General features: G+C 36.7%; 13 protein-coding genes. 3 read left to right on the top strand and 10 right to left on the bottom strand.

Annotated elements, in window-relative coordinates; all coding sequences use genetic code 11:
- The first annotated feature begins 28 nt into the window (after window positions 1-28).
- A complete protein-coding gene (locus LDX54_RS01220) occupies window positions 29-751 on the top strand; it encodes a GntR family transcriptional regulator (RefSeq protein WP_265667114.1) in 723 nt (240 codons plus the stop codon).
- Between the two features lie 90 nt (window positions 752-841).
- On the opposite strand, the gene LDX54_RS01215 is transcribed toward LDX54_RS01220, so the two are convergent.
- From LDX54_RS01215 to LDX54_RS01190, 6 genes are all read right to left on the bottom strand, one after another.
- On the bottom strand, window positions 842-2,014 hold the full coding sequence (locus LDX54_RS01215) for an ABC transporter substrate-binding protein (protein ID WP_198202352.1): 1,173 nt from the start codon (window positions 2,012-2,014) through the stop codon (window positions 842-844).
- A 381-nt stretch (window positions 2,015-2,395) separates the two neighbouring features.
- Window positions 2,396-3,106 (bottom strand): ABC transporter ATP-binding protein, encoded by a 711-nt coding sequence (locus LDX54_RS01210; protein WP_110445509.1) that lies wholly within the window; start codon window positions 3,104-3,106, stop codon window positions 2,396-2,398.
- Window positions 3,107-3,889 (bottom strand): ABC transporter ATP-binding protein, encoded by a 783-nt coding sequence (locus tag LDX54_RS01205; RefSeq protein WP_174794828.1) that lies wholly within the window; start codon window positions 3,887-3,889, stop codon window positions 3,107-3,109.
- A gap of 2 nt (window positions 3,890-3,891) precedes the next feature.
- A complete protein-coding gene (locus LDX54_RS01200) occupies window positions 3,892-4,848 on the bottom strand; it encodes a branched-chain amino acid ABC transporter permease (RefSeq protein ID WP_265667115.1) in 957 nt (318 codons plus the stop codon).
- 8 nt (window positions 4,849-4,856) lie between these two features.
- The gene (locus tag LDX54_RS01195; protein WP_110445506.1) at window positions 4,857-5,735 is read right to left on the bottom strand and encodes a branched-chain amino acid ABC transporter permease; all 879 of its coding nucleotides are present in this window, start codon (window positions 5,733-5,735) and stop codon (window positions 4,857-4,859) included.
- 25 nt (window positions 5,736-5,760) lie between these two features.
- Window positions 5,761-6,963, bottom strand: a complete 1,203-nt coding sequence (locus tag LDX54_RS01190) for an ABC transporter substrate-binding protein (RefSeq protein ID WP_122037203.1) — start codon at window positions 6,961-6,963, stop codon at window positions 5,761-5,763.
- A 455-nt stretch (window positions 6,964-7,418) separates the two neighbouring features.
- On the opposite strand from LDX54_RS01190, the gene LDX54_RS01185 reads away from it, so the two are divergent.
- Complete coding sequence (locus LDX54_RS01185; RefSeq protein WP_046324199.1) at window positions 7,419-7,733, top strand: hypothetical protein; 315 nt, start codon at window positions 7,419-7,421, stop codon at window positions 7,731-7,733.
- Between the two features lie 124 nt (window positions 7,734-7,857).
- On the opposite strand, the gene LDX54_RS01180 is transcribed toward LDX54_RS01185, so the two are convergent.
- The 4 genes from LDX54_RS01180 to LDX54_RS01165 all read right to left on the bottom strand — a co-directional run bounded on the left by LDX54_RS01180 (window position 7,858) and on the right by LDX54_RS01165 (window position 11,722).
- Window positions 7,858-8,817, bottom strand: a complete 960-nt coding sequence (locus tag LDX54_RS01180) for a polyprenyl synthetase family protein (protein WP_198202271.1) — start codon at window positions 8,815-8,817, stop codon at window positions 7,858-7,860.
- A 1-nt stretch (window position 8,818) separates the two neighbouring features.
- Window positions 8,819-9,364, bottom strand: a complete 546-nt coding sequence (locus LDX54_RS01175) for a Gx transporter family protein (protein WP_046324197.1) — start codon at window positions 9,362-9,364, stop codon at window positions 8,819-8,821.
- Window positions 9,365-9,375: 11 nt separating this feature from the next.
- A complete protein-coding gene (locus LDX54_RS01170) occupies window positions 9,376-9,753 on the bottom strand; it encodes a NusG domain II-containing protein (protein WP_046324196.1) in 378 nt (125 codons plus the stop codon).
- Window positions 9,754-9,826: 73 nt separating this feature from the next.
- Window positions 9,827-11,722 carry an FAD-dependent oxidoreductase gene (locus LDX54_RS01165; RefSeq protein WP_110445502.1) on the bottom strand — a complete coding sequence of 632 codons (1,896 nt, stop codon included), beginning with the start codon at window positions 11,720-11,722 and terminating at the stop codon, window positions 9,827-9,829.
- A 244-nt stretch (window positions 11,723-11,966) separates the two neighbouring features.
- Between LDX54_RS01165 and pplA the strand changes: the two genes are divergently transcribed.
- The gene (pplA, locus tag LDX54_RS01160; protein WP_265667116.1) at window positions 11,967-12,884 is read left to right on the top strand and encodes an extracellular electron transfer flavoprotein PplA; all 918 of its coding nucleotides are present in this window, start codon (window positions 11,967-11,969) and stop codon (window positions 12,882-12,884) included.
- Window positions 12,885-12,937 lie beyond the last annotated feature (53 nt).

The raw sequence follows: 12,937 nt of genomic DNA, 5'->3' as shown, positions 1-12,937 counted from the left end.
AAATTTTAAGAATAGTGGTGACTAAAGGATGGCAAAGGCAAAATATTTAGGAGTTGTCCAAACTATTGTTAGTAGAATTAAAGCTGGCACCTATCAACCTGGGGACTTGTTACCTAATCAACAAACATTAGCTAATGAACTAGGAGTTAGTCGATTAACCGTCAAAAAAGCTTTAGACGGCTTGGAGAGAAAAGGGATAATTTATAAGCAGTCTGGTTTAGGCACTTTTGTATCGAGTGCTATCCCTATTCGCAGCAAAATTGATTCCCCGGCCAATGTATTTACCGGCTTAATGGAATTGATGAAAACAGATGATATTAAAAGTAAAATTATTAAGTTCTCTGTTGGTTTCCCTAATAAGCAAATTCAAAAAAACCTTAATTTGACTAGCTCTGACCCGGTTTATAATATCATTCGACTAAGACTTGTAGATGATAATCCCCTTGTCATTGAGCATACTTATATGCCAGTCAATTTAGTTCCCAACTTAAATACTGATATTTTGCATTCATCCATATATAATTACATTCACCAAAACTTAAAGCTAAAATTTGGTCATGCGTATCGCAAAATCAAAGCTACTAAGTCTGATGAATATGATCAGAAATATCTGGCAGCTAAGAAAGATGACCCTATGCTTGAACTGGAACAAATAGTCTGGTTAACTAATGGCAAACCCATTGAATATTCGATTAGTCGCAACCGATACGATCAACGAGATTATACGATTATTGAAAATACCAGGTTTTAAGAATGAAGTACTCAAATTCATGAGGCTAATATTTTGAAAACAAAAAGGCTCACATCAAAATGTGAGCCTTTTATTATTTTTTTAACAAAATTATTCAGTTTTAAAAGTTTTCCCTACTTTACCATTGATTAATTCCTCTACTGCTAGTGGCTTTTCAGGATTATGGTTTTTATCAACATTAATTTTGCCAGTTACGCCAATGAAGTTTTGAATATTGCTTAACCCTTTAGCAATTTTGGCTGAATCATCAGATTTTTCATTTTCGATTGCTTCCTTGATCATATATACAGCATCATAAGCTAAAGCTGAAAAAGTTGGTGCTTCTTCATGGTAACGCTTCTTAAAATTCTGCATAAATTTAGAAGCTGTCGGATCTTTAGCAGCTACTTGAGTTGAAAATGGTGTTGTGTAGTAGATTCCGCTTGCGTTTTTAGCTCCAGCTATCTGAGCCAGTTTCGGATCAGCCATGCCATCGCTGCCAATAATTGGCACTTTAATTCCGATTTGACGTGCTTGTTTAATGATTAAACCCACTTCAGTGTAATAACCAGGAACGTAAATAGCATCAACCTTCTTTGCTTTAAACGAAGTTAAAACAGCGTTAAAGTCCTTGTCACCTTCTGAAAAAGTTTGACTATCAACAATTTTACCTTTATATGCTTTCTTAAATGCTTTAGCCAGACCATTGCCGTAATCACTTGAGTTATCACTGTAAACGGCTACTCTTTTTGCTTTAACGTTATTCATTACAAACTTGGCAGCACTGCTACCTTGAAAGTTATTTTGGTAGCATGCTCTAAAAACAAATGGCTGTACTTTGCCATTCTTTTGTAAAGTGTAATTCGGATCCGTCGCTGAAGGACTGACACTTGGCACTTTTGCTTTAGTAATATTAGGTATTTCGGCTGTACCCGCATTAGTAGTGGCGGGGCCCACTATTGCCGCAACTTTATCTTTATTAGTTAATTGAGCCGCAACGGAAGCAGACGTGGCAATTGCTGTTTTATTATCACGCACAATGAGCTTAATTTTCTTCTTTTGACCGTTAACGTCAATGCCGCCCTTTTTATTAATTTCACTAACGGCTAGTTCAATTCCCTGCTTTTGAGCATTGCCATAGCCAGCAGCAGCTCCAGACAATTCCATGTTAACGCCAATCTTAACAGTTTTATTATCTTGTTTAGTACCAGTATTACCACTACTTTTGGCTACAGTACAGCCTGCCAGCATGAAAGCCGCCACACCAGTAACAACAACACTCATTACTTTTTTAATACCACTAATATTATCCATCTTTTAGTTCCTTTACTCTCTAAAATTAATTAAAATGCCAACCAAAAAGCCTCATTCAATTCAATGAATGAGGCTCAAATTATTAATTAGTTAAACCCCAATCATTGACACGCAAACTAGGGCTTAACTGCTTTTAAATTACATAATGTAATTCATACACGTTAAGTCCTGCGCTCCAACAACAAGGCAACTAAATTCTGAATTTGAAAGATATTAATATTGTTTTGTTTGTTTAAATATTTCGTTGTCATCAAAATTACCTCCTCAGAATTTTAAGTAAACTTTATGCGTTTGAACGTGTGAATTAATAATGAATTACTCTCACAGTCACTACAACAGTTTTATTATGTACTAACCGCCAAAGTATACTTTCTGCACCTCTGGGTTAGCTAATAGTTCCTGACCGGTACCACTTAGTTGCACTACACCGGTAGCCAATACATAACCCCGATCTGCAATTGACAATGCTTGTTTAGCATTTTGTTCAATTAACAAAATAGTCGTACCTTTTTCGTTTAGTTCTTTAATAATTTTAAAAATTTCTTGAATATATAAGGGTGATAAACCCATTGAAGGCTCATCAAGTAGTAACAATTTAGGTTTGGCCATTAAGGCACGTCCCATTGCCAACATTTGCTGTTCACCACCGGATAAAGTGGCAGCATCCTGACTTCGTCTTTTTTGCAAAATTGGGAAACGCTCAAAAATCTCTTTATACGTCTTAGAAACTTCGTCATGATTTTTTTGTAAGAATGCACCCATTTGCAGGTTTTCCATTACAGTCATGCCAGCAAAGATATGACGACCCTCAGCTACTTGTGAAATGCCTGCACTCACAATTTGTGGTGCACTTTTATGATCTATTTCTTTTCCAAGGTAAAAAATTTGACCGCTTTTAGGTTTAAGTAAACCAGAAATGGTTTTAACAATAGTTGATTTGCCAGCACCATTTGCACCAATCAAGGTTACAATTTCACCTTGGTTAATTTCAAAGCTGACATTCTTGACAGCCTGAATAACACCATAATTTACAGACAGGTCACGAACTTCTAACATTGCCATCTAGTCATCACCCTCTCCTAGATATGCTTCTATAACTTTAGGATTTGCTTTGATTTCTTCAGGTGATCCGGTAGCTAGTATTTCACCTTGATCAAGTACGTAGATCCTTTCCGCCAGGTTCATGACCAAAGACATATCGTGTTCAATTAGCAAAACCGTGATTTGAAATTCTTTTTGAATATACTTAATAAGGTTAGTTAAATCTGCCGTTTCTTCAGGGTTCATCCCCGCCGCCGGTTCATCCAAGAAAAGAATTTGCGGATGTGTTGCTAATGCCCGAACTATCTCTAGACGTCTTTGCGTCCCGTAGGGCAAGTTCTTAGCTAGAGTTTGTTCATTTTCTGTCAAATCAAAAATTGCCAGTAATTTTTGTGCGGCTGCCCTCATTTCCTTTTCGGTTTTATAGAAACTCGGTAAGCGAAAAACCGTTGTTAAAAAGTTTTCCTTATATTCATTTGTCATTGCAGTTAAAACATTATCCATTACTGTTAAGTCTTTAAATAAGCGAATATTTTGAAATGTCCGGGACAAGCCTAAATCTGCAATTTGAACTGCGCTTTTATGGGTTAAATCATAATTTTGATCATCAACTTGTAAATTAATCTTTCCGCTAGTAACTTGCACCATGCCGGTTAGCAAGTTGAACAGTGTGGTTTTACCAGCACCATTAGGGCCAATCAAGGCAACTAGTTCGTGCTTGTCCAGATGAAGTGAAACATCATTAACGGCAGTCAACCCACCAAATTTTCGCACTACGTGGTCAACATCTAATAAGTGTGGCATATCTAGCTCCTTTCCTTTTTACCGAAGTGGCGGGTTAAATTTTTAAGGGAGAATTCCCAGTTACCTAAAAGTCCCGATGGCTTGAAAATCATGATTAATATTAAAACTATAGCATAGATCACCATTCTTAATGCACCAAAGCTTTGTAAAACGGTGTCTAAAACGCCTAAAACGATTGCTGCTACAAATGTGCCAGTCATACTGCCAACACCACCCAAAACAACAATAACTAAGATAGAGATTGATTCCATAATGCCAAAGTTTGAAGGTGAGATTGTTTGTAAGAATGAAGCATGGAGACTGCCGGCAATTGCAGCTGTTGCTCCTCCTAAGACAAAAGCAGCTAATTTCCATTTAGTAGTATTAATTCCCATTGCTTCAGCAGCTATTTCATCTTCCCGCACAGCTTTAATTGCCCGACCATTTTTCGAACGAATAAAATTCGTCAAGATAATTGTAGTTACACAAACTAAAATATAAACAGTAGGCCATGAACATAATTGCGGAATATTGTACAATCCGGCTGCTCCACCAGTAATTTTCAAATTATTAATGACATTCCGAATAATCTCAGCTGCTCCTAGAGTTGCGATTGCTAAATAGTCACCCTTTAAGCGAATGAAGGTAGCCGTCCCAATAATTGCTGCAATTACAATGGCTATCAGCACACCTACGAGCATTGAGATTAAAAAGCCAGCTTCGCTACTCATGCGTTGAGTAATAATCGCAGTAGCGTATGCTCCAATTGCCATGAAACCGGCATGACCCAGAGAAAATTGACCACTGAAGCCGATAATCAGGTTCAAGCCAGTTGCTAAGATAATATTTATTCCAATCGTGACCAGCATGTTTTCAATAAAATCATCTATGACGCCAACCATTATCAGCGCATTGATTAGGTAAAATCCACCTACCATTAATAACAGCCACGACAAAATGTATTTCCAATTCGATTTCATTTTGCCACCTACACCTTCTCTTTAGTATTTTTGCCAAAAATGCCAGCAGGTAAGAAAAGCAAAATAACTATTAATACCAGATAAACGACTGCATCTTTATATGCCGACAAGCCAATTGACTGGAAAAATGTCTCTAAAATTCCGATTAAGAAGCCACCAAGAGATGCTCCAGGTACTGAACCAATTCCACCAAGCACGGCAGCCACAAACGCCTTAATACCAGGCGTCATTCCCATTAAAGGATCAATTTGGTTATAATACATTCCAATTAAAATACCTGCAGCCCCAGCTAAGGCAGAACCTAAAGCGAAGGTAAATGATATTGTATGATTAACATTAACACCAACTAATTCAGCTGCAGCAGGATCGACAGAAACTGCACGCATCGCCCGCCCCATCTTAGTTTTTTGAATAATCAATTGTAATGAAACCATTAAAATCAAGGCAGTAGCCAAAATCAAAATTTGAACGTTTGAAATCTGTACCCCACCAATATTGTAATTAACCTGTTCAATTACTTGCGGAAAACTGCGAGCATTTGAACCTACAAAATATGACATACCATTTTCCAGTAAGAATGAAACGCCAATAGCCGTAATCAATACTGCTATTCGAGGTGATTTACGTAGTGGTCGATAAGCAAAATATTCAATCACTACACCGGAAACTGCACCAATAATCATTGCAGAAAGCAGTGCTGTAATAAAATTAAAATGCCAAGCATTAATCACATAGTAGGCAAAGAATGCACCTAACATATAAATATCGCCATGAGCAAAGTTAATTAAGTTAATAATGCCATAAACCATGCTGTAGCCTAATGCCAGCAAGGCATAAATTGATCCCAGTGACAAGGCATTAATGATTTGCTGTAAAACTGTTTGCAAATTTAAGCACTCCTTTTATTTTTATTTACTCAACACGAAATGAGTCGCTTACTTTACCATTAGTCAATTTTTCAATAGCGATTGGCATTTCAGGATTATGGAACTTATCCATGGTAATTCTACCGGTAACACCATCAAAGTCTTTTATCTTAGCCAGACCTGCAGCAACTTTAACGGAATCATCAGATTTTTGTTGCTCAATCGCCGCTTTTACTAAATAAACTGCATCATAAGCTAAAGCTGAAAACGTTGGCGCTTCTGAATGGTAACGAGCTCTGTATGCTTTGATAAACTTAGCAGCTTTTGAATCTGGGTTTTTAGCAGCTACATTAGTTGAAAATGGCGTGGTGTAATAAATATTAGTTGCATTTTTAGCACCTGCTATTTGAACTAATTTAGGATCACACATGCCGTCACCACCAACGATTGGAGCTTTTAGACCCATCTGACGTGCTTGCTTTATGATCAAACCAAGCTCTGTGTAATAGCCGGGTACATAAATAGCATCGATCTTCTTAGATTTAAATGAAGTTAAAACAGCGTTGAAGTCTTTATCACCGGCAGAATATGTTTGACTGTCTACAATCTTGCCTTTATAAGTTTCCTTGAAGGCTTTAGCTAAACCTGTACCATAATCACTGGAGTTATCAGCATAGACAGCTACCCGTTTGGCTTTCAGCTTATTGTCGACGAACTTAGCTGCGCTCTTTCCTTGGAATGTATCTTGGAAGCAGGCTCTGAAGGCATAAGGTTGCACTTTGCCGTCCTTCTGTTTAGTGTAGTTTGGATCAGTTGCGGATGGACTAACGCAGGGAACAGAAGCCTTGGTAACATTAGGAATTTCTGCCGTACCGCAGTTAGTAGTAGCTGGCCCTACAACTGCAGCCACTTTATCCTTGGTTACCAATTGTGCAGCGACTGAAGCCGAAGTAGCAATTGAGGACTTGTTATCACGGATAAGCAACTTAAGCTTCTTCTTATGCCCATTGACGTTAATTCCACCAGCCTTATTAATTTCAGAAGCGGCTAGAACTATACCTTGTTTTTCAGCACTGCCGTAGCCGGCAGCTGTACCAGACAACTCAATATTAATCCCGACTTTGACTGTATCTTTATCTTGGTGTGTACCCTTGCCTCCCCCGCTTTTTGCTACTGAACAGCCTGCTAACGCTAAGCCAGCCATTCCCAACGTCAGGACACGCAACATTCTCTTTGAAAATTTATTCATCATTTTCTCCTTATAAATAGCTTGGTAACCAAAAACCTCATTCACTTAATGAATGAGGCTTAAATTAGTTATTAGTCAAGCCCCATTCATTAGACGCAAACAAGGGCTCAACATGTAAAATTACTAGAAGTAATCTATTCAAGCTAAGTCCTACGCGACAACAACAAGGCAATTAAATTTTGGGCAACAATATTTTTAGCATTACTTCGCATATTTAAATATTTAGCTTTCATTAAAATCACCTCCCAAAATTTAATTTAATACTTAGAATTATAAAAAAAGAACATTAGCATGTCAAGATAAATTTACAATTATTTTTAGCAAAGCTTTAAGACTTTTCTATTAAATTTATTCTTAGAAAAAATTGTTGATTAATCACCATCATAAATAGTGCCAAATAAACATGTGATTTTGTGAGCTTTATGGTAAAATAGAATTATTGAGGAGGCATAAATATGTTTGCTACGGTTTTTTACTGGATTATAATTGCTGCTACCGGTCTTTGGGGAATATGGTCAGCAGCCTGGTCGATTATATATGTTGCTAAACATGAAAATGGCAACTTATGGATTTTTGCAATTATTAATGTTTTGATTTTAGCTTTAATAGGTCTGGCTGATTTAATCTATAGTACTGAAGGGAATCAGTGGTACTGGTTTGCTTCCACTAGAGCAGACATTAGCCTTTTGGTTTACATGCTGCTGGCTTACTGCGTTCTGGTGATTTTACAAGTCATATTTGGTTTCACTCGTAAACCTAAAAAGGCATAGATCTAAAATTAACAATTAATTTAGCTAACTTTTAAATATTTTCATCAAAATAAAAGAGGTTGAACTGTTTTGACTCCTAATTTGGAGGTCATAGCAAACATTAAGTCAACCTCTTTTTTTATAATTAACAATTTCTGGTAAGCATTTTACGGACAATATCAGCGACCTTTTCATATCCCGGATATTTAGCAAAATTTTTCTCAAGTAGCGCCAATGCGCTATTTGTAAAGTCATTTGCTAAATTTTGTGCATGCCTAATTCCACCTAATTCACTCACCAGAAGGTCAATTTGCTCTAGCTGAGCAGAATTGAGTTTCTTACCCTTCTTCACTAAATCTTTCAATTTACCAGAAGAATCTTTTTTCAGTGCAAAAATTAGCGGCCCAGTATAAACACCGTTAACTACATCTGATAATACCGGCTTTTTTAATTCAGCAGTAGAAGCGGTGTAATCTAATATATCATCTCGCAATTGAAATGCTTGACCAAATAGCAGACCTACTTGCTGAGCACTTCTGGCCAGTCTTTTACTAAGCCCACCTTCAAGAGCACCAATATAGCAGGCATAACCAAATAAACTAGCCGTTTTGCCCCGAATTTGTTCAAGATATTCTTCTTCCGTAATTGTAATATCATATTCATTACCAAACTGAGTGGTTTCACCTGCAAGTATTTTTTGCATAGTGCTGCCGTTTGCACGCAAGTTCGTTATCTTTGAAGTATTTTCACTTAGCAGTTGTAATGACAAAGCAAATAAGAAGTCTCCGGCATATAATGCTATAGTTTTACCATATTTAGCCTGGACCGATGCCCTGCCTCTTCTAACATTTGAATTATCAATGATATCGTCATGAATTAGAGTGGCATTGTGCAGTATTTCAATCGAACCGGCAATATTAATTAATTTCTGTTCCCTATTGCTTTCGCCCATTTCTCCAAATAATAGAACGAAACTAGGACGTAATTGCTTGCCAGGCTTAGAAAACGCATATCTGACTGCTTCTCCCAGTTTACCTTTTGGCGTCCGGATATTTTTTTGAATTGTATTTTGGACTTGCTGTAACTCTTTTTCTAGCCTTGACATGTTAATTACCTTTATTAATTATTCCTTTGATAAAACTCAATGCATCAACATAATGCAATAAGTAGCTGCTGACAAGACCAACTATTGTTCCAGAAAGAATTCCGAATACTGTCAATAAAGGCAGATACAATAAAACATATTTACTATGTGCTAGCAGCGCTGCAATTAATAATTGACCAAAATTATGACATACGCCGCCAAGAATTGATACCCCCATTATGCTGATAAATCTGGGAACCAGCGGTAAAAATAATTTCATTAAAAACAGACTTAAAAATGACCCTGCTGCAGCAAATAAAAAGGTACCAGTACCTCCTGTCATCAGAGCAGTTAGCACCAGGCGCAAAAATGTCAGTAAAATACAATTATTAAAAGGTAAAATCATTAATGCGATCATCGTTATAATATTAGTTAAACCAAGCCTGGCACCAGGTGCAAAGAAAAAGGGCGAAGGAAACATTTGCTCAACAACACTAAGAATAATTCCTTGTGAGCATAGAATTCCTGTAAACACATATGTGCGTAAATAATTATTTGTTTCAGTCATAATATTTAAATCTATTTATTATCGTCAATTTGATTTTTATTTTTTAACTCAATTAAAAATTTATGTGGCAGACAGACTATTGTATCCCCGCTTTCGCTTTTCCAGCCTTCTTTAACACATACTTGATCCTTACAATTGGCATCAATTACCCGAATCTTGTGCTTTTTTATTTGTACAATATTAATTCTACCATTTTTTTGATAACGCCATTTCTGATCTTTAGCCAAAGAAAGTCTTTTCACTTCACGATTATTAATTTTGACGATTCCTATAATTTGATCGTCAGCTTTTTCCTGATTGTGCAACATATAAAAAGGAGTAAAACTAATGATTAATAAAACTACTATTATTAAAAAATCACCAAGTTTAAGCTTCTTTAAAATTTTCATGTATTACCTCACTAACAATAAAACTAAAAAAGTCTTACAGATAAAACCATAGGACTTTTTAGAGTTACCATTGTTAGTTCTTTACCCCGTTTTTATCGACATGATAAATTGGTTTCAAGATACCATATCTCAGCTTAGTAAGCTTCTTTTCCAGCCATGGAACAAACCACATGTCCAGACCAAATGCTCTACCAGAACCATTCATAACTGCTATTGCCGCAAATATCATCCAAACATTTACCCAATAGTTCATTCCTGATAAACAGAAAATAGCTACAAAAATTGCACTCATGCCACCGGCAAACCACGTGCATAATCCTAAAACCAGCATAATTCCTAATGCAATTTCCAAACACGTCATTGTCTTTTGAGCAACTAATGCCGCATCCTTGTTAGGAATCATGACTTTAGTCATTGATTGTACCCAGTTTGGCATTTTATCAAAAACAGCCATTGGTGAGTGACCATAGTCATAGTTTAGAGAAAATAGTGCAGGAGCAGCAGAAGTCGCTGCCTTGCCGCTTGCTGCTGTAGTAGCGGCAGCTTTCTGTGAAGCGCCACTGGTTGCAGCTTGCACAAGCCATGGAAAATGCAATTGCAATTTGTTGGTAAACCAGGAGCCGCTACCTTGAACTTTATACCAGCAGTCTACTAACCACATTAAGCCTAAGTAAATTCTCAAAGGTACAGTCCATAAGACATTGCCATACCGGTTAAGATTGCCGCGCCATAAAGTTGGGCGCTTAATTCTGAACCATTCATCCATAATATAATGGAAGAGATAGTGACCAGAATAGATTTCCATAAAGTAAATCATGTCCACTATGTCTTTCATTAAGATTGCGAAAAAGCCGCTCAGATGGAAAGTGTTAACAAGAGAGGCCACACCCCAAGCAGGCCCTAAAGAAACCATAAATCCTGAATAGGTGCCTTTAAACTTAACGGGTTCACCGCCGTTAATCTGACTCAAAATATTTCTTAGAGCACACTTACCAGCAGATTCAGCTCCCTGAACCACTTGTGGTTCACCACGGCCGCTACCGTTAGCATCATAAAGAGCAACATCTCCTATGACGTAAACATGGGGATCGGTTGGAATTTGGGAATATTCATTAACTATAATTCTGCCGGCTCTGCCAGTCTCAAAACCAAAGTTTTTAGCAGTATCAACAGCTTTAACACCAGCAGTCCAAATTAAAGTTCTGGTCGGATATGTTGAACCATCTTTAAGATCAATATAATTTTCATGAACACCAACAACGCCAGTATTGACTTTAATTTCTACACCTTGTTTTAAGAGATATTTTTCTGCCTTATCAGCATCAGAGCGATCAAGCATATTCATAACCGTTGGTGCCATTTCCATCATGGTTATCTTGATATCATCTTTTTGCAGGTTATATTTTTTAGCTAAATCACCACGCCAAGAATTTAATTCTCCGGCCATTTCAGTGCCAGTAAACCCGGTACCAACAACGACAAAGTTAAGATACTGTGCCCGCTTTTCAGGATCGCGTTCTTTAGAACCTAAATGAACCATCATATCAATGTGGTCACGTAATTGCTCTGCATCGTCCAGATTGCCTAAAACAAAGCCGTTTTCTTTAACACCAGGAGTATTAAAGTCATTAGGCTGCGAACCAATAGCTAATATGACATAATCGTAGGGATAACTGCCGTTATCGCCAATAACTTTTTTGGCAGATTGATCAATTTTGGTAACATTGTCAGTTACAACATCAACATTTTTTCTCCGCGAAAATAAACGTTGCAGATCATATTTCAAACTTTTGGCTTCTACCCTGTTAGCCGCAACTTCATGAAGTGAAGTCATCATAGTCATATAAGGATTTTTATCAATCAGCGTGATTTTGATATCATGCCGCTTTTTTAATTTCTTGGCAAGGTGCTTAGTCGTATACAGACCACCATAGCCGCCGCCAATAACTACAATATTTGTTTCAGCCACTTTTAACACTCCTTAATGCGAATATACTAGTTATATTATATTATACTAGTGTTTTGGACTATGGTAAAGTGGTCACTTTCACAAACTATGTTCGTAATATTTTACTTATACGATTTAATTGCTATCATTATAAGTTTTCGCTTTCATATTTTGTAGTTGCACAAAGTAGAGCTCTATCTTATAATTATAGTAAGTGAACACGTACACAATGTTATAATCTTTTATTATTACTGAGGGAGATATTATGAAAAAGAATAATTTAATATATAGTACTGCCATTCTGGCACTCTCTACACTTTTATTAAGTGCTTGTTCAACAACAGCTAAGAAAAGTTCTTCAAGCGATTCTAAGCCAAAGGTAAGCAAAGTTGAGAAAAAGAAAGCTCCTAAGCAAATTGCCGGTGGTAAACTGCAAGACGGTGTTTACAAATTAGTAGAAGACAACTATTTCAATGGCTATAAAGTAAAGGTTTCTATGACTGTTAAAGGTGGCAAGGTTACAGACACTAGCTATGACAATGTAGACAAGAACGGCAAGTCAAAGGCAAAGGATACTAAATATGAATCACAAATGAAGAAGTATTCTCAAGCAAAGATTGGCCCTAAGGAATACATCCCACAACTACAAAAATCATTCGCGGCAAATGGTGCTAATTCGAGCGCTATTCAAGTTGTTACTGGAGCCACTAGTTCCAGTAATACTTTAAAGAACTATGTTAACCAGCTAACTCAAGCCGCTCAAAAAGGTGATACAGCCACCATTCACATCAATAATAATAAGAAGATGAAAGATGGTACATATAAATTAGCTGAAAAGAATTATAGTCACGGCTATCGTCAAGTTTTAACTATGGTAATTAAAAAGGGTAAAATCAGTGACTTTACTTATGACCAAGTTAATAAAAAGGGAGTTTCTAAGACCAAGAATGCTGCTTATGAAAAGCAAATGAAGAAGGTTAACAAAGTTGGTCCTAAAGAATACATTCCAAAATTACAAAAGGAATTCATCAAAGCTAAAGGAAATACTGAAAAAGTACAAGCTGTTTCAGGAGCAACAGAATCTTCTCATTCATTTATTGCTTACGCTGAACAACTAATTAATGCCGCTCAAAAAGGTAAAAGCGGAACCATCAATGTTGACAATATCGTTTATCAAGAATAAAAATATAATTAGTTAATCACAAAAAGAGTGACATTTAGCCGCTCTTTTTTATT

Source organism: Lactobacillus sp. IBH004 (assembly GCF_026185255.2).
GTDB classification, from domain to species: domain Bacteria; phylum Bacillota; class Bacilli; order Lactobacillales; family Lactobacillaceae; genus Lactobacillus; species Lactobacillus melliventris.
Note: the sequence above shows the minus strand (reverse complement) of the source record. Positions and strands in the feature narration are given on the sequence as shown.